The sequence below is a fragment of the Sorangium sp. So ce296 genome (assembly GCF_051529605.1).
Classification (GTDB): Bacteria; Myxococcota_A; Polyangia; order Polyangiales; family Polyangiaceae; genus Sorangium; species Sorangium cellulosum_D.
The window spans coordinates 7,121,744-7,141,847 of sequence record NZ_CP150325.1 but is presented as its reverse complement, the minus strand read 5'-3'; the positions used below and the strand labels follow the sequence as shown (position 1 = coordinate 7,141,847).

Annotated in this window: 19 protein-coding genes, 1 tRNA gene and 1 pseudogene; 15 read left to right on the top strand and 6 right to left on the bottom strand. The window is 72.4% G+C overall.

Going from position 1 to position 20,104, the window contains the following annotated elements; translation table 11 throughout:
* Position 1: 1 nt before the first annotated feature.
* The 5 genes from WME98_RS26595 (at position 2) to WME98_RS26575 (ending at position 6,221) form a co-directional block, all read left to right on the top strand.
* A complete protein-coding gene (locus WME98_RS26595) occupies positions 2-1,084 on the top strand; it encodes a PEGA domain-containing protein (protein WP_437953844.1) in 1,083 nt (360 codons plus the stop codon).
* On the top strand, positions 1,084-2,691 hold the full coding sequence (locus WME98_RS26590; RefSeq protein WP_437953843.1) for a PGRS family protein: 1,608 nt from the start codon (positions 1,084-1,086) through the stop codon (positions 2,689-2,691). Before WME98_RS26595 ends, WME98_RS26590 begins: the two co-directional genes overlap by 1 nt.
* A 498-nt stretch (positions 2,692-3,189) precedes the next feature.
* The gene (locus WME98_RS26585) at positions 3,190-4,767 is read left to right on the top strand and encodes a hypothetical protein (protein WP_437953842.1); all 1,578 of its coding nucleotides are present in this window, start codon (positions 3,190-3,192) and stop codon (positions 4,765-4,767) included.
* A gap of 138 nt (positions 4,768-4,905) precedes the next feature.
* Complete coding sequence (locus tag WME98_RS26580) at positions 4,906-5,259, top strand: hypothetical protein (RefSeq protein WP_437953841.1); 354 nt, start codon at positions 4,906-4,908, stop codon at positions 5,257-5,259.
* Between the two features lie 185 nt (positions 5,260-5,444).
* The gene (locus WME98_RS26575) at positions 5,445-6,221 is read left to right on the top strand and encodes a PP2C family protein-serine/threonine phosphatase (protein ID WP_437953840.1); all 777 of its coding nucleotides are present in this window, start codon (positions 5,445-5,447) and stop codon (positions 6,219-6,221) included.
* 307 nt (positions 6,222-6,528) lie between these two features.
* Here WME98_RS26575 and WME98_RS26570 read toward each other — a convergent pair whose 3' ends face one another.
* Positions 6,529-7,701 carry a M20 family metallopeptidase gene (locus tag WME98_RS26570; protein ID WP_207217727.1) on the bottom strand — a complete coding sequence of 391 codons (1,173 nt, stop codon included), beginning with the start codon at positions 7,699-7,701 and terminating at the stop codon, positions 6,529-6,531.
* A 182-nt stretch (positions 7,702-7,883) separates the two neighbouring features.
* Between WME98_RS26570 and argB the strand changes: the two genes are divergently transcribed.
* Together argB and WME98_RS26560 are read left to right on the top strand one after the other, a co-directional pair.
* A complete protein-coding gene (argB, locus tag WME98_RS26565; RefSeq protein ID WP_437953839.1) occupies positions 7,884-8,711 on the top strand; it encodes an acetylglutamate kinase in 828 nt (275 codons plus the stop codon).
* Between the two features lie 58 nt (positions 8,712-8,769).
* A complete protein-coding gene (locus WME98_RS26560) occupies positions 8,770-9,237 on the top strand; it encodes a hypothetical protein (protein ID WP_129572861.1) in 468 nt (155 codons plus the stop codon).
* On the opposite strand, the gene WME98_RS26555 is transcribed toward WME98_RS26560, so the two are convergent.
* The gene (locus WME98_RS26555; protein ID WP_437953838.1) at positions 9,198-9,542 is read right to left on the bottom strand and encodes a hypothetical protein; all 345 of its coding nucleotides are present in this window, start codon (positions 9,540-9,542) and stop codon (positions 9,198-9,200) included. The two genes, WME98_RS26560 and WME98_RS26555, sit on opposite strands and share 40 nt — an antisense overlap.
* A 226-nt stretch (positions 9,543-9,768) precedes the next feature.
* Between WME98_RS26555 and WME98_RS26550 the strand changes: the two genes are divergently transcribed.
* Positions 9,769-11,964, top strand: a complete 2,196-nt coding sequence (locus tag WME98_RS26550; protein ID WP_437953837.1) for a hypothetical protein — start codon at positions 9,769-9,771, stop codon at positions 11,962-11,964.
* Positions 11,965-12,200: 236 nt separating this feature from the next.
* Positions 12,201-12,273, top strand: a tRNA-Ala gene (locus tag WME98_RS26545).
* Between the two features lie 424 nt (positions 12,274-12,697).
* On the opposite strand, the gene rd is transcribed toward WME98_RS26545, so the two are convergent.
* A complete protein-coding gene (gene rd / locus WME98_RS26540; RefSeq protein WP_020732538.1) occupies positions 12,698-12,862 on the bottom strand; it encodes a rubredoxin in 165 nt (54 codons plus the stop codon).
* 176 nt (positions 12,863-13,038) lie between these two features.
* A complete protein-coding gene (locus WME98_RS26535) occupies positions 13,039-13,878 on the bottom strand; it encodes an SDR family NAD(P)-dependent oxidoreductase (protein ID WP_437953836.1) in 840 nt (279 codons plus the stop codon).
* A 391-nt stretch (positions 13,879-14,269) separates the two neighbouring features.
* On the opposite strand from WME98_RS26535, the gene WME98_RS26530 reads away from it, so the two are divergent.
* The 6 genes and pseudogenes from WME98_RS26530 to WME98_RS26505 all read left to right on the top strand — a co-directional run bounded on the left by WME98_RS26530 (position 14,270) and on the right by WME98_RS26505 (position 19,245).
* On the top strand, positions 14,270-15,376 hold the full coding sequence (locus WME98_RS26530) for a cytochrome-c peroxidase (protein WP_437953835.1): 1,107 nt from the start codon (positions 14,270-14,272) through the stop codon (positions 15,374-15,376).
* 58 nt (positions 15,377-15,434) lie between these two features.
* On the top strand, positions 15,435-15,647 hold the full coding sequence (locus tag WME98_RS26525; protein WP_437953834.1) for a hypothetical protein: 213 nt from the start codon (positions 15,435-15,437) through the stop codon (positions 15,645-15,647).
* Between the two features lie 172 nt (positions 15,648-15,819).
* Positions 15,820-15,948 (top strand): annotated as a pseudogene (locus WME98_RS26520) (AAA family ATPase); the annotation flags it as partial.
* Positions 15,949-16,198: 250 nt separating this feature from the next.
* Positions 16,199-17,131, top strand: a complete 933-nt coding sequence (locus WME98_RS26515; protein WP_437953833.1) for a hypothetical protein — start codon at positions 16,199-16,201, stop codon at positions 17,129-17,131.
* A 476-nt stretch (positions 17,132-17,607) separates the two neighbouring features.
* The gene (locus WME98_RS26510; protein ID WP_437953832.1) at positions 17,608-18,666 is read left to right on the top strand and encodes a metalloregulator ArsR/SmtB family transcription factor; all 1,059 of its coding nucleotides are present in this window, start codon (positions 17,608-17,610) and stop codon (positions 18,664-18,666) included.
* 81 nt (positions 18,667-18,747) lie between these two features.
* A complete protein-coding gene (locus WME98_RS26505) occupies positions 18,748-19,245 on the top strand; it encodes an SRPBCC family protein (protein ID WP_437953831.1) in 498 nt (165 codons plus the stop codon).
* Positions 19,246-19,254: 9 nt separating this feature from the next.
* Here the strand turns inward: WME98_RS26505 and WME98_RS26500 are convergent, their stop codons facing one another.
* Both WME98_RS26500 and WME98_RS26495 read right to left on the bottom strand, forming a co-directional pair.
* On the bottom strand, positions 19,255-19,719 hold the full coding sequence (locus tag WME98_RS26500) for a hypothetical protein (RefSeq protein WP_437953830.1): 465 nt from the start codon (positions 19,717-19,719) through the stop codon (positions 19,255-19,257).
* Positions 19,716-20,075, bottom strand: a complete 360-nt coding sequence (locus tag WME98_RS26495; RefSeq protein ID WP_061625582.1) for a c-type cytochrome — start codon at positions 20,073-20,075, stop codon at positions 19,716-19,718. Before WME98_RS26495 ends, WME98_RS26500 begins: the two co-directional genes overlap by 4 nt.
* Positions 20,076-20,104 lie beyond the last annotated feature (29 nt).

Sequence of the window (20,104 nt, the reverse complement as noted above, 5' to 3'; positions counted from 1 at the left end):
CATGAAGAGGCATGCATTGCTGTGCTCACTCGGCCTCGCGATCGCGCTGGTCGCCCCCGCGAGCAGCGCGCAGGCGGACGCCGGCGCCCGAGGCGCGACCGAGACGGAGGCGCTGACGGACAAGGCGCGGCAGCTCTATGACGAAGGGCTCGCGGCGCTCAACCGGTCGCGCTGGGCCGAGGCGCACGCGTCGTTCCTGGCGGCGTGGCGCATCAAGCAGCACTACCAGATCGCGTCGAACCTCGGCGTGGCCGAGCTGCGGCTCGGCAAGCACCGCGACGCGGCGGAGCACCTGTCGTGGTACCTGCGCGAGGCGCCCGCGGAGAGGACGGTGCAGCGGCAGCGCGCGGAGGTGCTGCTGAAGGAGGCGCTGGCGAAGGTCGCGGCGATCACGATCGCGACGGAGCCGGAAGGCGCGGAGGTGACGGTCGACGGGGCCGTGGTGGGGCGGACGCCGCTCGCGCTGCCGGTGTTCCTGGAGCCGGGACCGCACGCCATCAGCGCGGCGCTCGACGGGTACACCGCGGAGCGGCAGCAGATCGAGCCGGCGGCGGGGTACACGGGCGGGATCACGCTGCACCTGGAGCCGGCTCGCGCGGAGGCGCAGGCCGCGCTGGGCGCGCCATCGGCCGAAGGGCCGCGAGCGGCGCGCGAGGCGCCTACGGCGAAGCTACCGGAGACCACCGCGGCGCCGCCGGAAGGGAGGAGCTGGGTGCCGGTGATCGTGCTCGGGGCGGCGAGTGTCGTGGGGCTCGGCGTAGGGGTGGCGTTGACCCTCACCGCGAACGACGCGAGCGCGGAGACGAGCTCTCAGCGAGCCGCAATCTGGAACGCGGGCGGCGGCTGCATCGACGCTCCAGCGGAGCACGTCGGAGCGTGCGCAAAGCTTCGTGATGGAGAAGCGCGCGTCGATGCCTTCTCGAACGGAGCGCGCATCGCCTACGCGACCTCGGGGCTACTGCTGGCAGGAGCGCTGGCGTATTGGCTGTGGCCAGCCACGCCGTCGGGAAACGCGAGTCGTGTGCAGTTGGTTCCCAGCCTCGGTGCACGCGGCGCCGGCATCATCGCGCATGGAGCTTGGTGATGGGATATCGCAAGCAATCAAGCTCGGCACGGACGCCGACCTCGACGTTCGGCATGGTCGGGTTCACCGTTGCCCTCCTGGGCGGCTGCGACGGCGTGTGGAGCGATCGTGCGAACGACTGCAAGCTCACACTGATGTGCGAGGAGTACGGTGGGCTCTGGGACCGCGATGCGAGCGTTGCGGGCTGCGTGCCGAGCGAAGAGGCTAACGCCGTAGAGGATCGATGCGGCGTGTTCGTCGCGGCGAGCGGCGATGACGCCAGAGCGGGGACGAAGGAAGAGCCTGTCAAGACGCTGAGCGAGGCGATCGCGCGGGCAGCGGACAAGGGGGGCGGAGTGTATGCGTGCGCGGAGAAGTTCGCCGAGGCGATCGACGTGCCCGCCGGCGTGATGATCTTCGGCGGGCTGGACTGTGCGAACGGATGGCGATGGATCGGTGAAGAGAAGAAGACGATCGTCGCGCCCGGCGTCGAGGCGATCCCGCTGACGCTGGCGCGCGGCGAGGGCACGACGCGCATCGAGGATGTCGAGGCGGTCGCGCCCGACGCGCAGGCGAAGGGGGGCTCATCGATCGCGGTCCTCGCTTACGGTTCCACCGCGGAGCTGGAGCGCTGCGCGCTCGTCGCGGGCAACGCGGCGGACGGGGCGGACGGCGACAACGCGCCGAGCGAGGCACCCGAGCGCGCGCCGAGCGGCAGCAACGGCGTCGATGCATGCAGCGACCTCGACGGCACGGAAGGGCCTGACGCGACGCTGTCGGGTGGCGCGCAAGTGGTCAACGAGTGCGGGGTGGAGCTGTCCATCGGCGGCAGCGGCGGCGATGGCAACATCAACAACGGAGCCGGTGGCGTTGCAGGCCAGACCGGCGTCGAGGGACAGGCTGGCGCCGGCGAGCCGCCGTCGATGAACGAGAGCTGGAGCTGCGGCGCCATCCCGAATGATCCGACCAAGGGTGGCGGCAGCGCCGGTGCCAACGGCAGCTCCGGCCCCGCCGGCGCCGGCGCCAGCGGCCTCGGCACGCTGAGCGCCACCGGCTACATCGGTGTGCCCGGCGAAGACGGCACACCCGGCAAGCCCGGACAGGGCGGCGGAGGCGGCGGCGGCGCCAAGGGCGGCCTAGTCTGTGCTGGCGGCATCTCAGGCGCGGGCGCCAGCGGCGGCAGCGGTGGAGCCGGCGGTTGCGGTGGCCTGCCCGGACTGGGCGGCCGCCCAGGCGGCGCGAGCATCGCCCTCGCCAGTGTCGACGCCAACGTCACCCTCATCGACTGCACCCTCACCGCCGGACACGGAGGCAACGGTGGCAAGGGGGGCAACCTCCAGCCGGGGGCGTCTGGTGGCTTGGGTGGCCAAGGTGGCGTCGGCTTTGGTGGCTCCAGCGACGGCTGCGCCGGTGGCCAAGGTGGCAAGGGCGGCAACGGCGGACCTGGCGGCGGCGGCCTCGGCGGCCCCTCGATCGCGATCGCGTTCCGCGGTGGGTCGGTGAAGCAGGAAGGCAAGACGACGCTCGCGCCCAGTGCCCCAGGCAAAGGTGGCCTCGGCGGGAGCAACAACGCGGCGATGAACGCTGGAGCTGATGGGGTCGCAGCCGCGGAGCAAGAGCTTCCGTGAGCGCTCTCAGGTGAGGTGATACCAGGCGCCGTGTAGAGCGACGCCGCTGTCGCGGCGTGATGCGGCGTGGAAGCGAAGCGAAGGTGCGCGCGAGCAGATCGCGCGCGGCGGGTGAGCGAGGCGAGACGATGCCCCGCCATGGCGCGGAGCAGAGCGGTGACGTGCGCATGGATCGATGCGAGCGCGGCACGCGTAGGGACGAGGTGCGCCTGCGGCAGGACGCGGTGTGTCCACGGCAAAGCGTGGGACGAAAGAAGCGAAGGGACGGATAAGCAGCGAGACGACGAGCAAGGCATCCACTCCCAGCCAGCGCGTCGGCAACGCGGCGCGCGTGGCGTACATCGCGGCCGGAGCTCTGGCCGTCGCAACGGTGGGGTACGTGCTGTGGCCGTCGAGAAAGCCGAACGGCTCGGCGCAGTCGGGCGCCTAGGTCGATGTGCGGAGCGGCCGCCTCGGCGTCGATGCGATGGGCGTGTGGTGAACGCGAGAGGTGACGCGATGAAGAAGCGACGGATGCGATGGGGAACACGGTGTGCGGCGCTGCTGCTCACCGCCGCTGGTTGTGAGGGCTGCTGGAGCCACATTGCCGATGACTGCGAGCAGATGCTGACGTGCCCGCACTTCCTGCCCGACGGGGAAGGCGGCGACACGCCGCCGGATTGCGTTCCAAGCGCGGGCGGCGACGCGGTAGACGATGCGTGCGGCGTGTTCGTGGCGACGGGAGGCGACAACGCCAGCGACGGGGCGAAGGACGCGCCGGTGAAGACGCTCGCCGCAGCGCTCGCTCTGGCCGAGCAGAACGGGACGCGGCGCGTGTACGTGTGCGCGGAGACGTTCAAGGAAGTGGTGGAAGTCAAGAGCGGAGTGACGATCTACGGCGGGCTCGACTGCACGGCGGGGTGGAGCTTCAGCCCGGAGGCGCGGAGCGCGATCGAGGGGCCCGCGGACGAGATCGGGCTCACGCTGGCGGAGGGCGCGAGCGGGGCCAAGGTGCGGAGCTTCGCGGTGCGCGCGGCGAGCGCGACCGTGGCGGGCGGGTCATCGATCGGCGTGGCCGTGGCGGACGTGGAGGCGAAGCTTTCGCAGGTGGACGTGATCGCGGGTGACGGGATGGACGGCGCGAAGGGCGAGACGCCGGCGGAGGCACCGCAGGCGGGAGCGCCGGCGGGGGCGGTGTCGAACGCGTGCGACTTGGTCTTCGGCGGCGAGGCCGGCGTGACGACGTGCGAGGACGGCGAGACGCGCGGCGGCCCGGGCGGGCGCGGAGGAAGCCCGGGGATCGATGAGGGGAATGGGCAACGCGGGGAGGATGGCGCGCCGTTACCGGAGGAGAACCCGAACAACAGGGGGCTCGGTGGCATCGGTCAGACCGATGCGGCTGGCGAGTGCGAGGCCGGCGAGAACGGCAAGAGCGGCGATCCCGGCGTCGCAGGTGACGCGGGCACCGCTACGGTGCTGACACTGGACGGCATCACCGGCGGTGACGGCGACGACGGCACAAACGGGAAGAAAGGTCAAGGGGGAGGTGGTGGCGGCGGCGCGAAGGCGGGGCTGTTCTGCCCCGCCGGCGCCAGCACCGTCGAGGGCCCCGGCGCCAGCGGCGGCGGGGGCGGCGCCGGCGGGTGCGGTGGGAAAGGAGGAGGCGGCGGCAAGGCCGGCGGCTCGAGCATCGGGATCCTCAGCCTGGGCACGAAGCTGGTGCTCATCGACGTGACCGTCGCCGTGGGCAAGGCCGGCAAGGGCGGAGATGGTGCTGACGGGCAGAACGGGGCCAACGGCGGCGCCGGAGCTTCCGGTGGAACGGCATCGGAGAAGCCCCCCTCCATCCCCGGCTGCGACGGCGGTCGAGGCGGCCGAGGCGGAGCCGGCGGACCCGGCGCCGGAGGCCGGGGCGGCCACGCCGTGGGCATCGCCTATGCCGCGACACCGAGCGAGGCGCCGGCGGTGCAGTTCACCCCGGGCACAGCCGGCAACGGCGGCAGCATCGCGCCCGGCGGCCCGCCGAAGAGCGCCGGCGCGCCGGGGAGCGCCGGGAGCTGCTGGGACTTCGCCACCGGCAAGAGCTGCGGGCAGTGAGCGCCATCATGTTTTTTCGTGACGATTTCACGAGGCCCGGCGTAAGGCAGCGCAGCGCCAGAGATGTCGTCGGGACAGCGGTTGGCGAGCAGCGGCATCAGCGGCAGGATGGGTGCCCTCAGCTCGAGAGGTGCGCCCATGTCGAAGCGTCGATGGTTCAGCAGCAACGGCATGCATCGCTCGGGAAACGTGATCCACGTCAGCCCGACGCTGATGTGGGAGCTGTCGTGGGTGCGGAAGATGGGCCTCGAGGACATCGACTGGGACCCGGCGCGCTACTGCGTTTGCTGCAGAGCGGAGCGCGCCGCCCTCGGAGAGGCCGTCGAGGAACTCGCGCCGCCCTCGAAAGCGCGGCCCAACCTCTTCGTGCGGGACGATGGCGAGCACGCCACGCCGTCCTGTGGCCCGCCACGGAGCCCCAGCGGAAGCGGCGGCATGCCGCGGCACCTGAAGCTCGTGCGACCGCCGCGGCCCGAGCGCAACGAGACCTGATCGAGGGGCGCCGCCGTAGAGGCCCCCCTTTAAGGCAGCACGCGAGCGCTGCGAGCACGGCTCGCGTGCGCTGACGACCCGCGGCAGCGCCGGGCGCGCTGCCCCAGAAGAGGACCCGGCGCCCTGCCCTTGCAGCGCGCCTTGGCTCGGCTCGTCCTGAAGGCGAGCGCGCGAGGAGGACGATCGTGTATCCGCAGCTCGCCATTGAGGCGGCAGCGCAGTCGGACGTGGGGCGCCGCCTCAGCCACAACGAGGACAGCTTCGCAGCGCTGCCGTGCCTCGGGCTGTTCATGGTGGCCGATGGACTCGGGGGCAACGCGGCCGGCGAGGTCGCATCGCGCATGGCCATCGAGGTGGTCAAGAGCTGCATCGAGGAGGATGAAGATCTCGAGGACACGTGGCCCTACGGCGCAGCGAGGCCGAACAACCGGAATGAGGTGCGCCTGGTGATGAGCGTACGGCGCGCCAACCGGGCAATCTACGAGGCGAGCCAGCAAGAGGACGAGATGCGCGGCATGGCGACGACCTTCGCGGGCGTGCTGCTGGGGCCCGGCATGGCCTACATCGCGCACGTGGGCGACTCGCGCGTCTACCGGATGCGCGGCGGCAAGCTGGAGCGGCTGACGCGGGATCACACGCTGATGGAGGAGCTGCTGCGCGACGGCGACGGCGCGCTCGCGGCGCTCGAGGCGCTGAGCGACCGGGCCAACGCGGTGACGCGGGCACTCGGATGCGACGAGAGCGTCGCGATCGAGTCGCGGGTGGAAGCGACAGCGCCGGGAGACATCTTCCTCGTCTGCTCGGACGGGCTTTGGGGGCCGGTGCCGGAGGGGCAGATCGCCGGCGTGCTCGAGGCGCATCGCGACCTGGGCCTGGCGGCGAGCTTGCTCGTCGATCTGGCCAACGAGCACGGCGGGCCGGACAACGTCACGTGTGTGCTGGCGCGCCTCGGAGGTGGGTGACGTGCGCGACTGCGACGATGCTGCGGCTGGAGCTCTCGCTCGCGTGGACGACCGAGACGCCGGCGACGGACGCACCCCTCCCGTCCCGCGCGGAGCGCGGGACTTGGGAGGGGCGGACCGCGCGCAGGCCCGAAGGGCCGAGCACGGGCCGGGGGTGGGCATCTGTCGTTGCCGTGGTCCTCTGTTCGACGCCCTCGAAGGACAGATCCGGAGTCGTTCAGATACGGAGTCGCGCGGAGCCGCAGTCAGCATAGGCCGACACGCCACACGGCGGGACTCGCTCCTCGCTCGCCGGAGCGCCGTCGCGCTACCCCGTCGCCGAGGCGCGACGCCCCACAAGGAACGCCGCAAGCGCCTCCGCCTTGGGCACGAGCGTCCCCACCTCGATGAGCTCGTCCTTCGTGTGAAAACCGCTGCCCCGCGGCCCGAGACCGTCGATGGACGGGATCCCGATCTCGGCCGTCGAGCTCGCGTCGGAGCCGCCGCCGATGAGCGGCGCCTCGGCGTCGCCGAGCCCCGCCGCCCGCGCGCAGGCCGCATACTCCCGGCAGAGCGCCGCGCTCGCCTCGGTCCGCACGAGCGGCGACCGCGCGACCTCGCCGTCCACGCGCACCGAGGTGCCAGGCACCTCGAGCGCCGCCTCGTGCGCCGCCGCGGCGAGCGCAGAGAGGGTCGCCTCGCCGTCCGCAAGGCTCACGAAGCGGAAATCGACCGCCGCCTCAGCCGCGTCGGGCACCGTGTTCCTCCCCTGCCCGCCGCTCACCTTGCCGACGTTGACCGTGACCCCCCGCGCGTAATCGGTGAGCCGCTGCGCCCAGTCGATGAAGCGGGCGAGCGCCCAGATGGCGTTCGCGCCCTGCTCGTGCGCGTTGCCGGCGTGCGCCGCCTTGCCCGTCGCCCGCACCGTCGCCCCCCCCGTGCCCCTGCGCGCGGTGATGATCCTGTCGCCCTCGCGCCCCGCCTCGAACACGAGCGCGCACGCCGCGCCCGCGAGCTCGCGCTGCAGCAGCGGGCGCCCCTCGGGCGACCCGACCTCCTCGTCCGACACGATCGCGAGCCGCACCGGGATCTCCGCAAGCGCGCCGATCCGCTCGAGCGCCCGGAGCGCCTCGATCGCCACCACGAGCCCGCCCTTCATGTCGAGCACGCCGGGCCCGCGCGCGAGATCGCCGTCCAGGCGGAAGCCCTCGAAGACGCCCGGCGGAAACACCGTGTCGAGGTGCCCGACGAGGGCGACGTGCCCCGCCGGCGACGCCTTCGCCGCCTCGCTCTCCACCACCCAGTGCGCCGCGAACCGCGCGCTCGGGAACCGGCGCACCGACAGGCCGGGGATCGTCGCGAGCTCGTCGGCGAGGACCTCGCCCACCGCATCGCCGCCGCGCGGGTTGTCCGTGAACGAGTTGAGGTTCACCAGCCGCTCGAGGAGCGCGAGCATCGGCGCCGTGCGGCTGGACAGCGCCTGTCGGAGGGCCTGGATCACCGCGCCAGCATGCCACGGAAGCCCGGGCGCCGCCGCGCCGCGGAAGCGCGGGCGCCGCAGCGCCGCGGAAGCCCGCGCGCGGGGAGCGCGGGCGCGCGGGGGCCCGGCGGCCTCTGCCCTGCCCGCTGCAGAAGTGATACGTGTCCGCCCATGAACCGTCCCAGAGCAACGCGGAGGCACCCGTGACAGCGTCGGAAGGCCCGCTCGTCATCAAGCTCGGCGGCGAGGTCGTGGGCAGCCCGGCCCTCGCCGTCCTCGCCAGCGATCTCGCGGCGCTCACCCGCGCCGGCGCGCGCGCGGTCGTCGTCCACGGCGGCGGCGCGCAGGCGACCCGGCTGCAGGAGCGCCTCGGCATCCCCGTCCGGCAGGTCGCCGGCCAGCGCGTCACCGACGCGGACACGCTCGACGTCATGAAGATGGTCGTCGCCGGCAAGCTCAACGTCGACCTCTGCGCCGCGCTCCTCGCCGCGGGCGCGCGGCCCGTCGGGCTCCACGGCGCGAGCGGGCCCGCCCTCTCGGCGATCAAGCGTCCGCCCCAGGTCTACCGCAGCGCCGGCCCCGATCCGGTGGACCTCGGCCTCGTCGGCGACATCACGGGCGTCGACCGCGGGCTCCTCGAGCTGCTCGGGCGCGGCGGCTACGTGCCCGTGCTCGCCTGCCTCGGCGCCGGCGCGGACGGGCAGGTCTACAACATCAACGCCGACACGGTCGCCAACCGCGTCGCCATCGAGCTCGGCGCCGCGGGGCTCTTCCTCGTGAGCGACGTGCCGGGCGTGCTGCGCGACGTCTCGGACCCCGCCTCGCGCATCCCGAGCCTCACCGTCGCCGAGGGGCGCGCGCTCATCGCGAGCGGCGCCGTCACGCGCGGGATGATCCCGAAGCTCGAGGAGTCGTTCGCCGCGCTCGCGGAGGGGGTCCGCCGCATCCACATCCTGGGGCGGCTCCGCCCGGGCGATCTCGAGCGCGAGGCGAGCGCGCCCGGATCGATCGGCACCGTGCTCGTCCCCTGAGGACCGCGGCCGGCCTCGCCCCGACCGGCCGCGCGCCGTATGCTCCTGCCCATCCTCGATGATGGACGCCGTCCGCTCCGCGATCTCGTTCGTGCAGGCGCATCGCGGGCAGATCGCGATCGGGGTGGGCGTGTGCGCCGCCAGCTTCGTCGCGGGCACGGCGCTCGTCGCGTTCGTGCTCGTCCGTCTGCCCGAGGACTACCTGCAGAAGCAGGAGGACGAGCCGTTCCTGCCAGGGCGCCCCGCCTGGATGCGCGTGTCGGCGCGCGTCGGGAAGAACCTGCTCGGCGTCGTCGCCGTGGCGCTCGGGATCCTGCTCTCGCTGCCCGGCGTTCCGGGCCCGGGCGCGCTGGTGATCCTGATCGGCGTGATGCTCCTCGACATCCCTGGCAAGCGGCGGCTGGAGCGGCGGTTCCTCGGGGCGCCGAAGATGCGGTCGGTCGCCGATCGCGTGCGCGCCCGCTTCGGCCGCCCGCCGCTGCGCGTTCAGCCGGACTCCCGCCGCTCCTCGCCCGGCAAGGCCTGAGCGCTCGCTTCGCCCGGCGAGCCCTGGGCGGCGTCCGGCAGGCCCGCGGCGGCCGGCAGGACCGCGGCGGCCGGCAGGCCCGGAGCGGCCGCCTCGACCGGCGCGCCTTGGGCGCCGGCGGCCGCCGTCGCGGCCGCCGGCCCGCCCCGACGGGCTCCCGCGCGCAGCCGGAGATGCCAGGCGAAGAGCGCCGCCGCGAGCGCGAGCGCGAGCGCCGCCGAGACCCACTCGCGCGGCGCGAGCAGGAGGCAGCCGGCCAGGAAGGCGCAGGCCGCGAGCGCAAGGCGCTCTTCCGCGTCGGGCATCGGGGGCACCTCCCTCCCCGTTACCGCCCCGCGCCGCGCGCATCAAGCACGCCGCGCCGCCGCCGCGCGAGCCCCGCGCATCGAGCGCGCCGCGCGAGGCGACCAGGGCCCCGGCGCGCCCGCGCGTCGCGACCTTGGTCGCCTCGTGCGGCGCCCGCGCGGTTGCGGTAGGTAGGAACCGACAGCGGCGAGCGCTCCGCTCGCGCAGCACCGACCTCGACGCCTTATGAACGCAAACGACGATCGCGACGAGCGCGGGCCCGAGGGCGCGCTCCGGGACGAGGACCCCAGCGGGAGCCACGCGGCCGGCCGGAAGGCCGCCGCCGAGGGGAGCTCCGGCGCAGGCGAGGGCGCGCCCACGGGCAGCGCCGCGCGCGACGAGGAGCAGGGCGGCGCCGCGGCGGACGGCGGCGCCGCGGCGGACGACGGCGCCGCGGCCGACGACGGCGCCGCGGCGGACGACGACGACGCCGAGGGCGAGCCGGAGGCGGCTCCCCCGCCGCGCGGGCCATCGATGTGGGACATCCTCCGGGACAGCTTCTTCACGTTCGATCGGCGGACGCTCGGCTTCACGCGCATCCTGCTCGGCTTCTTCCTGATCGGCGACCTGTTCCGCCGCACGTGGGCGTGGAACGACATGTTCGCGGACATCGGCGTCCTGCCGAACCACGTGAACCTCTGGCGCCCGCAGGGCAGCGGGAACTTCTCGCTCGTCAACGCCTTCTCCACGCCGGGCGAGCTCGCGGTCCTCTGGGTCGTGATCTTCGCGACCTACGTCTGCCTGCTCATCGGCTGGAAGACGAAGCTCATGCAGGTGCTCTCGCTCGTGTTCGTCACGAGCATGAACGGGCGCGTCCTGCTCATCGAGAACGGCGGCTACGTCGTCCACAACCTGCTCCTGCTCTGGACGTGCTTCCTGCCGCTGGGCGATCGCTTCTCGCTCGACGCGCTCCTCGCGTCGATGAAGCGGAGCCGCGAGCGGACCGCCGACGATCTCAACGACCGCACCGCCGTCGACGACCCGCTCAAGCCGAACGACTTCGTGACCCTCGTCGGGCCCATCCTGCTGATCCAGATCGCGGCGATCTACTTCTTCAACGTGGTGCACAAGACCGGCCCCGCCTGGAAGAACGGGACCGCGATCCACTACGTGCTCTACGTCGACCGGATGGTGACGCCGATCGTGGCGGACATCCGCGACTACGCGCCGAACTTCCTCATCCTGTTCATGACGAAGATGGTGATCGCGTTCGAGGCGGCCATGCCGGTGTGCCTCCTCTCGCCGCTCGGCCGCGTGTGGGCCCGGCGGCTCGCGCTCGTGATGATGAACGTGCTCCACGTCGGCTTCGGCACGACGTTCGTGCTGGGGCCGTTCGCGTGGGCGCTCTGCGTGTTCTCGACGCTCCTCTTCGGCCGCGAGGACTGGGAGATCGCCGCGCGCACGATGCGGCGCGCGCACCGGGCCCGCGTCGTGCTGTTCGACCCGCGGTCGCCGGGCGCCGTCCTCGCCTGCCGCGTGCTGAAGCGGATGGACCGGTTCGGGCTGCTGACGTTCGAGGCGTCGAGCTCCGCGGCGCACGGGCTCGCGGCGCGTCGCCCCGACGGCAACGGGGTCGAGGGCGCCCTGGCGCTCGCGGACCTCGTCGCGGCGATCCCGCTCGGCCCCGCGGTCGCGTGGGCGCTCCGCCTGCCGCTCGTGCGCGACGCGGTCACGGCGGCGATGGCGGCGGCGCACCGCCGCAGCCTGGGCCGGGCGCTCGGCGTGCGGGTCCCGGAGCGCTCGGAGGTCGCGCCCCCGCCGGCGCCGCTCCGGCTCGCCGGCCGGAAGGGGCTCGTCGCGCTGCGCGAGATCGGCGCGCTCGTGATGTTCGTCGGCGCCGTGAACCAGGCGGCGGTCGAGCTCTGGGTCATCAAGAACCGCTGGAAGGTGCCGCACCCCGAGGAGACGCGCGTCCTCGCGCAGAAGCTCCGGTTCCTTCAGGGCTGGTTCATGTTCTCGCCCAACCCGGTGATGGACGACGGGACGATCGTGGTCGACGCCGTCACGGTCGACGGCCGCCACATCGATCCTTTCACGGGCAAGCCGCCGAACTTCGACCTCCTGAACGCGAAGAGCTTCGCGTACACCCAGATCTGGTGCGACTACTTCGCCCGCATCAAGCTGCCGGCGAACACCTCGTACCGCGACGCGATGAAGGAGTACATGTACCGCTACCCCGAGCGCACGGGGCGGCCCGAGGACGCGATCGTCTCGGGGGACGTGTACTGGGTGAAGGACTGGAACCCGAAGTGGGGGAGCACCCAGAGCTACGGGGAGGAGCGCGAGCGGCTCTTCTCCTTCCAGAACCCGAAGGCCCAGGCGCGCGCGCAGGCCGAGCCGCCCGGCGAGCCCGCGCAGACGGACCAGAGCCCGGCCAACTAGGCGTCGCTCGCGGCGCAGGCCCCGCGAGGGCTGCGCGAGAGGTGGTGCCGAGCTCCCCCGCCGAGGGCCTCCCCTCCTCCCGGAACCAGAAACGAGCCCGGACGACGAGGAGGAAGAGGCCGGAGAAGGCACACGGGGTCGCCGCTCAGGCAAGGTGCGGCGACCCCGGACAGAAAACCGCTTTCTTCGCTTGACAGCCGCGCCCAGGCGGGTAGAGTCCGCGCTCTCGAAAGCGAGGGCCTGTAGCTCAGTTGGGAGAGCGCTAGAATCGCACTCTAGAGGTCGCAGGTTCGATCCCTGTCAGGTCCACCCTCGAATTCGCTCGATTCTCTTTCTTAACAGTTCTTCTTTCCACCCTCGGTACCGTCGCTAGCGGGCGCGCACCGAGCTTGCGCCGCAGTTGGCTCCACGGCACCGCGCTGCGCCGTCCTCACGCACGGCGGCGTGCCTCTCGGCCGCCGCAGGACGCATCTCGCTCGCCGCGGCGTACTTCGGTCACCGCGGAGCGCTCCCGCGCGCTGCTTGCCGCGCTCGCCGCGGCGTGCCGAGCGCACCGCGAGAGCGCTGCGGCTGGCCCATCCGAGGCGCCGAGCTCGCCCGACCCGAGGTCGATCGCGCGGCCGCGCGCGGACGGTGTCGCGACAACACGGGGGCACGGCGGGCGGACCATCGATGTGCTCGCCCGCGCCTCCGTGTCCCCTGCCCCGCCGCGGCACCGGGCGGGGCAGCGCGCTCAGTCCTCGATCGGCTCGAAGTCCGCCTTGGTCGCGCCGCACTCCGGGCAAGCCCAGCTGTCGGGCAGGTGCTCGAACAAAGTCCCCGGCGCAATGCCGCTGTCGGGGTCGCCGACCGCCGGGTCGTAGATGAAATCGCAGACCAGGCACCGATATTTCTTCATCCGTGGTTCTCCTCAGGGGCTTGGCGAGCCGCGCACGACGCTACCACAAGGGCTATCGCCCCGGAGATGAACCTGGCGCGCCGCGCCGCGCCGTGCCGCGCGGCGCGACGGCCGGCCCAGCAGCGCTCCGTTCTGCGTCCTGCGTCTTCCGCGCGCGGACGCGGCGGCGATCCGCCTCAGGGAGGCGCCGGAGCGCCGCGCACGGCGAGCTGCTTCTTGCGCAGCATGCGCGCGATCGGCCGGTAGACGAGCCGGAGCAGCCAGCGGGGGCAGAGGGCGCCGAGGTAGACGACGAACCACGCCACCACCCCGGGCACGACGAGCGCGCGGCCCCGGTCCACCGCGCGGACGAGGGAGCGCGCGCAGCGCTCCGGGGAGATCGACAGGAGCAGAGGGGGCTCGAGGCCGGTGAAATTGCCGGCCATCTCCGTGAACTCGGTCTGCACCGGCCCGGGACAGACCTGCGTCACCCGCACGCCGGTGCCGGCCAGATCGAGGCGGAGGCCCTCGGTAAAGCTCGTGACGAAGTGCTTCGTGCCGATGTACGCGGCCATCCCCGGCCCGAACGTGAGCCCGAAGCCGGAGCTCACGTTCGCGATCACGCCGCGCCCGCGCGACACCATCGGGCCGACGAGCCGGTGCGTGAGGTACGCGAGGCTCGTCACGTTCAGCGCGATCATCTGCTCGGTGCGCGACCACGCCGAGAGGTCGAACAGGCTGAGATCGCCGAAGCCGGCGTTGTTGACGAGGACGTCGACCCCCCCGACCTCGGCCGCGACGGCGAGGAGCATCGCGTCGACCGCCGCCCGATCGGTGACGTCGCAGCCGAAGACGAGCACGGCGAGCCCCGGACGCGCCGCGGCGAGCTCGGCGCGCAGCGCCTCCAGGCGATCCCTGCGGCGCGCCACCAGCACGAGCGCCCGGGCGCGGCCGGCGACCTCGCGCGCCAGCGCGCGGCCGATGCCCGACGACGCGCCGGTGATGAGCACGACCCCGCTGTCGATCGGCGATTGCACGGCCGCAAGGGTTGCCCAGCGCGCCCGGGCCGCGCAAGGGCCCCGAGGCCGAGCGCCGTCGCCACCTCCCCCGGATCGCCCGCCGCGGCCCGCGTCCGCTGCGCCGCGCCGGCGAGCGCGCCCCGCGATCGCCTGGATAAATCGGATGAAACGGAAAATGCGCACCTCGGGGGGAGATGGACGCGAAGGCAGCACCTCAGCGCCCATTGCGCTACCCTCGAGACCAGGAGTCGCAACCTGGCCGTAACACGCACCGCGTCGCCGGGCGCCCCGCGCGACCGCGCAGCGCGCCTCGGCCGACGGTCGCGGCGGCGGCGCGGCTGAGGCGCGCGTTGACGTGGCAGGCGGCTCTATCTACCGTGGACTTCGTCCTCACGAGCCAGGAGACATCATGCGTTCGCCCTCATCTCTCGTCTGTGTGCTCCTCGTCGCCGCCGGCCTCGGCGCCTGCGAACGATCCGCGGAGTACGAGTATCAGGCCCCCCCGGCCTCGACCACGGCAAAGCCCTCGACGACGGGCGACGTGAAGCCGCTCGTCTTCAATCCGGACGACGTCAAGTCCTTCAAGGTCCTGCCCGCCAAATTCGAGTACGACAAGAACCCGATCACCGATGAGAAGGTGACCCTGGGCAGGATGCTCTGGTACGAGACGCGCCTCTCGAAGAACCACGATATCTCCTGCAACTCGTGTCATGACCTGTCCAACTACGGCGTGGACAACAAAAACTTCTCCTCCGGGCACAAGGGCCAGCTGGGCGGCCGCAACTCGCCGTCGGCCTACAACGCGGGCCACCACATCGCCCAGTTCTGGGACGGCCGCGCGGCCACCCTCGAGGACCAGGCCAAGGGGCCTATCCTGAACCCCGTCGAGATGGCCATGCCCGACGAGAAGCGGGTCATCACGACGCTCAAGTCGATCCCCGAGTACGTGAAGCTCTTCAAGTCGGCCTTCCCCGACGACAAGGAGCCGATCACCTACGACAACATGGCCAAGGCGATCGGCGCGTTCGAGCGCGGCCTGGTCACGCCGTCGCGCTTCGACAAGTACCTCGACGGCGACGACAAGGCCCTCACCGCCGAGGAGAAGGCCGGGTTCCACAAGTTCATCTCGCTCGGCTGCCCGACCTGCCACACGGGCGTCGCCGTCGGCGGCTCGACGTTCCAGAAGCTCGGCCTCGTGAAGGAGTATGCCGGCCTCAAGGACAACGGGCGCTTCGATGCCACGAAGGACGAGAAGGACAAGTTCTTCTTCCGCGTCCCGAGCCTCAGGAACATCGAGAAGACCTTCCCCTATTTCCACGACGGCTCGATCGCGACGCTCGACGAGACCGTGACCAAGATGGCGTGGCACCAGCTCGGCGTGGAGGCCAAGCCCGAGGAGGTGAAGGCGATCGTCTCGTTCCTCAAGGCGCTCACCGGCGAGCTCCCGACCGAGTACATCAAGAAGCCCGAGCTGCCTCCGAGCACGCCCGCGACGCCCAAGGCCGACCCGTCGTGAGCGGCGCGCCGATCCGATAGCGCCGACCGGGCCGATCGGGTCAGCTCCGCCCCCTCGGATGAGCACGGGCGCCGGCGACGAGGGGCGATCCGCGCCCGCTCCTGAGAACGGAGCGGGCGCCTCCGCGGACGGCGCTCCCGAGGCGCGCGAGGGGCGCACCGCGCGGGCGCTCGTCGTCGTGCGCGAGCGCTTCGACGGCGTGTGCGTCGCCTTCGCCGTCGCGGCGCCCGACGCCGCGAGCTTCGGCCGCGACGAGGACGTCCTCACGTGAGTGCTCGTGCCGAGCCTCGGCCACGCGTTCCACGTCGAGGCTGGCGAGCCGATCGCGCCGGCGATCCGGCACGAGGTGCGCCGGCTGCTCGCCTCGCGGGCGCTGTCGACGTGAGAGCACCTGGGGCTCCTGCCCGGGAGCGCGCACCGCCTGGAGGTCGAGCGAGGGCGCGGCCGATCGCCTGATCCGCGGGACCGACGGCGCGGGCGGCCTGCTCACGCAGCGCGTGCGCGAGCGGCCGTCCTGCGTGCTCCTGCTCGACGAGATCGAGAAGGCCCACCGGGCCGTGTTCGACCTCTTGCCTGCCTGACGGCGCAGCGCATGAGTCGGCGTCGCGAGCTCTCCTAGGCGGGCCATTCACCTTTACGGGCATCACCACTCGTTCGTTCGGGAATCCGCCGCTGCCTTCACCGATTTTTCCGATAAAAATCGCTCGCTACCTCCACGATTTCTCGTGCAGCGCTCCGTAGACCAATGCATGAGCCGCGCTGGCCGCGCGTCGCGCACACCAGTGCGTGCGATGGCCTGCATCGAGAGGGGATGTTGGTCCCATGCGCGAACGCTCCGACCAGTTCATCAAGAGTCTGCTGCGCGACGCGCTCCGGCGCATGGCGGAGTCGGACACCGAGGTCGAGGTCGCCGCGGCCACCCAGCGGATCGACGTCTGGTGTGTGCCCGATCCGGCGCGCGAGGCGGTGCGGCGCGAGCTTGGAGTGCTGGGCGAGCTGGCGGCCGGGCCATGTATGTTCGAGGTCTTCCGCAACACCCCGGGCCTGCGGCACATGCGCGATTGCCTGCGCAAGCAGCTCGCGTGGCATCACGAGCTCGAGCGGCGGGCGCGGACCGCGCCCGATCGGATCGAGGCCCCGCCGGCATCTCGCAACGAGGTGCCTTTCCCGTGGCTCATCGTCGTCAGCACGGGACGGCCCGAGACGGTGCTCGACGGATACGGCTGCCAGGCGCTGAGCCCGGGTGTGTACGGTCCGGCGCCGGCGCTGCACGTGCGCGTCGTGGTGCTCTCCGAGCTGCCGCGCACGCGCAGCACGCTCATCCTGCGGCTGATGGGTGCACGCTGGGTGCTGCGCGAGGCGCTGCAGGACCTGATGGCGCTGCCGGAGGACGCCTGGGAGCGGAGCGTCGCCCTGCCGCTTTTGGTACACTTCGGCTACGAGATCCCCGGGCAGCTCCCGGAAGACGTGGAGGATGACGTCATCATGGAGATCCAGGAGTGGTTCAAGAGCTACCAGGCGGAGCAGCGGCAGCTCGGCCTGGACGAGGGCAAGCGGCTCGGCCTGGACGAGGGCAAGCGGCTGGCGCTGACGCGGCTGTTCGAGAAGCGGCTCGGCAGGGCGATGACGGACGACGAGCGCAGCACCCTGGCCGAGAGGTTGGCGCGGCTCGGGGAAGAGCGTCTGGATGAGGTGGTCTTGACCCTGGACGGCGAGACCCTCGCGGCATGGCTCGCGAACCCAGAGGGGCGCTGACGCTCCGCCGCCTTCGGAAGAACGCCTCCGCGGTGGCCGGTTGCGCAGCCCGCTGCACTCGCCGCCGTGCACTTCACGATCCCGCTCTTCGAACGCCGCACCACGAACGCCGAGGGCGTGACGCTCGGTCTTGGCCCGAGCACGCGATCGCGGGCGGGGCTTCGCCGACGCGTCGCTCGCGGGGAGCCTGTCGCAGGCGCTCGCGCCGCTGTGGCTGCTCCGGATGAGCCGGGAAGACGCGGCGTGAGCGTGGCGTGACGCGCAGCGCCCGCGGGGCCCGCCCGCCGGCGGCGAGCCCCGCGGGCATCCGCCCGCACGCGTCCGCCCGCCGGCGGCGAGCCCGCCGGCGTCCGCCGACGTGGCGCGACCGCGCTCGTCGCGCCCACCGGGCGCGCCCACCGAGCGCGCCCAGCGAGACTGATTCGACATCCGTCGAAACAGATTGACCAGGCGCGGGCGCTCGCTATTCTGATTCGATGGTTGTCGAACCAGATCCTGCGGGGCCCACGCCGGGCGCTGCGGGCGCCCTGAGCGTCGAGGAGCGCATCGGCGTGCTCAAGGCGCTCGCCGACGCCTCGCGGCTCCAGGTAGTGAGCGCCCTGATCGAGCGGCCTCACTGCGCCGAGGAGCTGGCCGAGCGGCTGGGGCGCGCGCCGTCCACCGTGTCGTTCCACCTGCGGAAGCTCGACGAGGCGGGCCTCGTGACGAAGCGCAAGACCCAGTATTACCTGGTCTATGCCCTGCGCGCCGATCTGCTCGATCTGCGGCTGAGGGAGCTCGCCGCGCTGCCGCGCGCCGAGGGCGACCCGGAGCAGCGCCGCGTGGAGCGATCGCGGAACAAGGTGACGCGCGCCTACTTCCGCGACGGCGCGCTGGTCCAGCTGCCGAAGCAATGGCGCAAGCGGCGCATCGTGCTCGAGCAGTTCGTCGGCAAGTTCCAGGCGGGCCGGCGCTACCGCGAGCGCGAGGTGAACGAGATCATCCAGACCCTGTATCCCGACCACTGCACCATCCGGCGCCTGCTCGTGGACGAGGGGTACATGGCGCGCGACGGCCAGCGCTACTGGCTGATCGAGCAGGAAGCGAAGGCGCCCGAGACACGGAGCGAGGCCCCGGAGCCGGGGAAGGAACCCCCCGCGACCGGCAAGCCCATCCAGGGAGCGAGCAGGATGGAAACGCGCAAGGAGCTGAAGCGGAAGTACCTCGAGACCCCCAAGCAGGCGGGCATCTTCCAGGTGAAGAACACGGTGAACGGCAAGGTCTTGCTCGGCAGCAGCACGAACCTCCACGGGCCGCTCAACAAGCACCGTTTCATGCTGTCGCTCGGCGCTCACACGAACCAGGAGCTCCAGCGCGACTGGAAGGAGCACGGCGCCGAGGCCTTCACGTTCGAGGTGCTCGAGGTCGTGCAGACCAAGGACGATCCAAGCTTCTCGTTGACCGACGAGCTCACCTTGCTGGAGCAGATCTGGCTGGAGAAGCTGTCGCCGCTCCACCCGCGCGGCTACAACAGGGACACGAAGATCCGCGAGTGACGGCGGCCGCGGGCGCTTTCGGCCGCTCCCGCCGTGCTACGGTGACCGCGCCGGCTTCCCCGGGCGAAAGCGAGGGTCCTCGTGCTGTACATCCAGGAGAGCATCCATATCGAGGCGCCGATCGAGGTGGCGTGGGCGTGGATGAGCGATCTCGAGCGCCTCATGCAGGTGAACGAGTTCCACGTCGCGGTGCGCTTCGAGACCGACGTGCGCCGGGGCAAGGGGACGCGCGTGCTCATCGATCACTCGTTCTTCGGCAGCGCCCCTGAGGCGCGCGGCGCGCGGGTGACCCACTGGGAAGAGGGCGCGGGGATCGGCTGGGTCGAGACGGATCTCAAGGCGCCGAAGAGCGCCTTCCCGCACTCCTCGCAGTACCGGCTGAAGCCGCTGCCCGCCGGCGCCACGCTCGTCACGGACGAGCTGCGCGGCTCGCTCAACCTCCCCGTCCTGGGGCAGGTCGCCGACCGGCTGCTGCGGGACGTGTTCGCGTCGAGGATCGTCCGGCGCGAGTGCGCGACCCTGAAGGCGCGCATCGAGGAGTTCGCGGCCGGCTGGAAGGCCGGGAGAGCGGCGGCGTAGCGCTGCGGCTCAGAACCGGAACAGCGGGCGGCCGTAGGGCAGGAACGGCCAGGGGATGGCGGCGAGCACGAGGAGCAGCGAGAACAGGACGCCGAGCGCGATGCGCCGGTGCCGCACCGTGGGGTCCTCGGCCCGCTTCGCCCGGGCCGAGGCGACGTGGGCGACCGCCGCCGCCACGATCATGAGGAAGACGTGCTCGACGGCGAAGAAGCGCAGCGCGGCGACGGGCATCGCGGCCTTCAGCGCGGCCAGCGAGGTGGGCCGCAGCGGGCTGAGCACGACGTAGAGCAGGAGGCCGAGGAGGAGCTGGGCGTCGAGCGCGCCGACGAACGCGGCGCTCGCCTTGCGATCCGCCGGGGTCCACGGCTTCCGCTGGGTCCAGCCCTGGACCGATCGCACGAGCGAGAGGAGCCCGAGCAGCAGGACGGCCCAGCGCAGCCACGAGTGCACGACGAGGACGAACGAATAGATCATGGAGCCTGCTTTCCGGCCGCGGTGCCGGCCTCGATGATGTACTGCGCCACGTCGGCGAGGTCCGACTCGCGGACCCCGCGGAAGCTGGGCATCGGCGGGACGTCGGCGCGCTTGCGGCCCGGGGCCACGGCCCAGCGGACGATGCCCGCGGGATCGGTCGCGTAGAGGGCCGCCATCTCGCTGAGCGGCGGGCCGACCAGCTTGGCCGCGGGGGCGTGGCAGGACGCGCAGAGCGTCGAGAAGAGGGCCTTGCCCTTCGCGGCCTGGGGCGAGAGCGCGACCCCCTCGTCGGGAGCCGGCCCCTTGCACGCGGCCACGAGCAAGAGCAGGGCGGCGAGGATCGGCGACCGTGTCATGCGGCGAGCGGGAACATAGCGCGACCGCG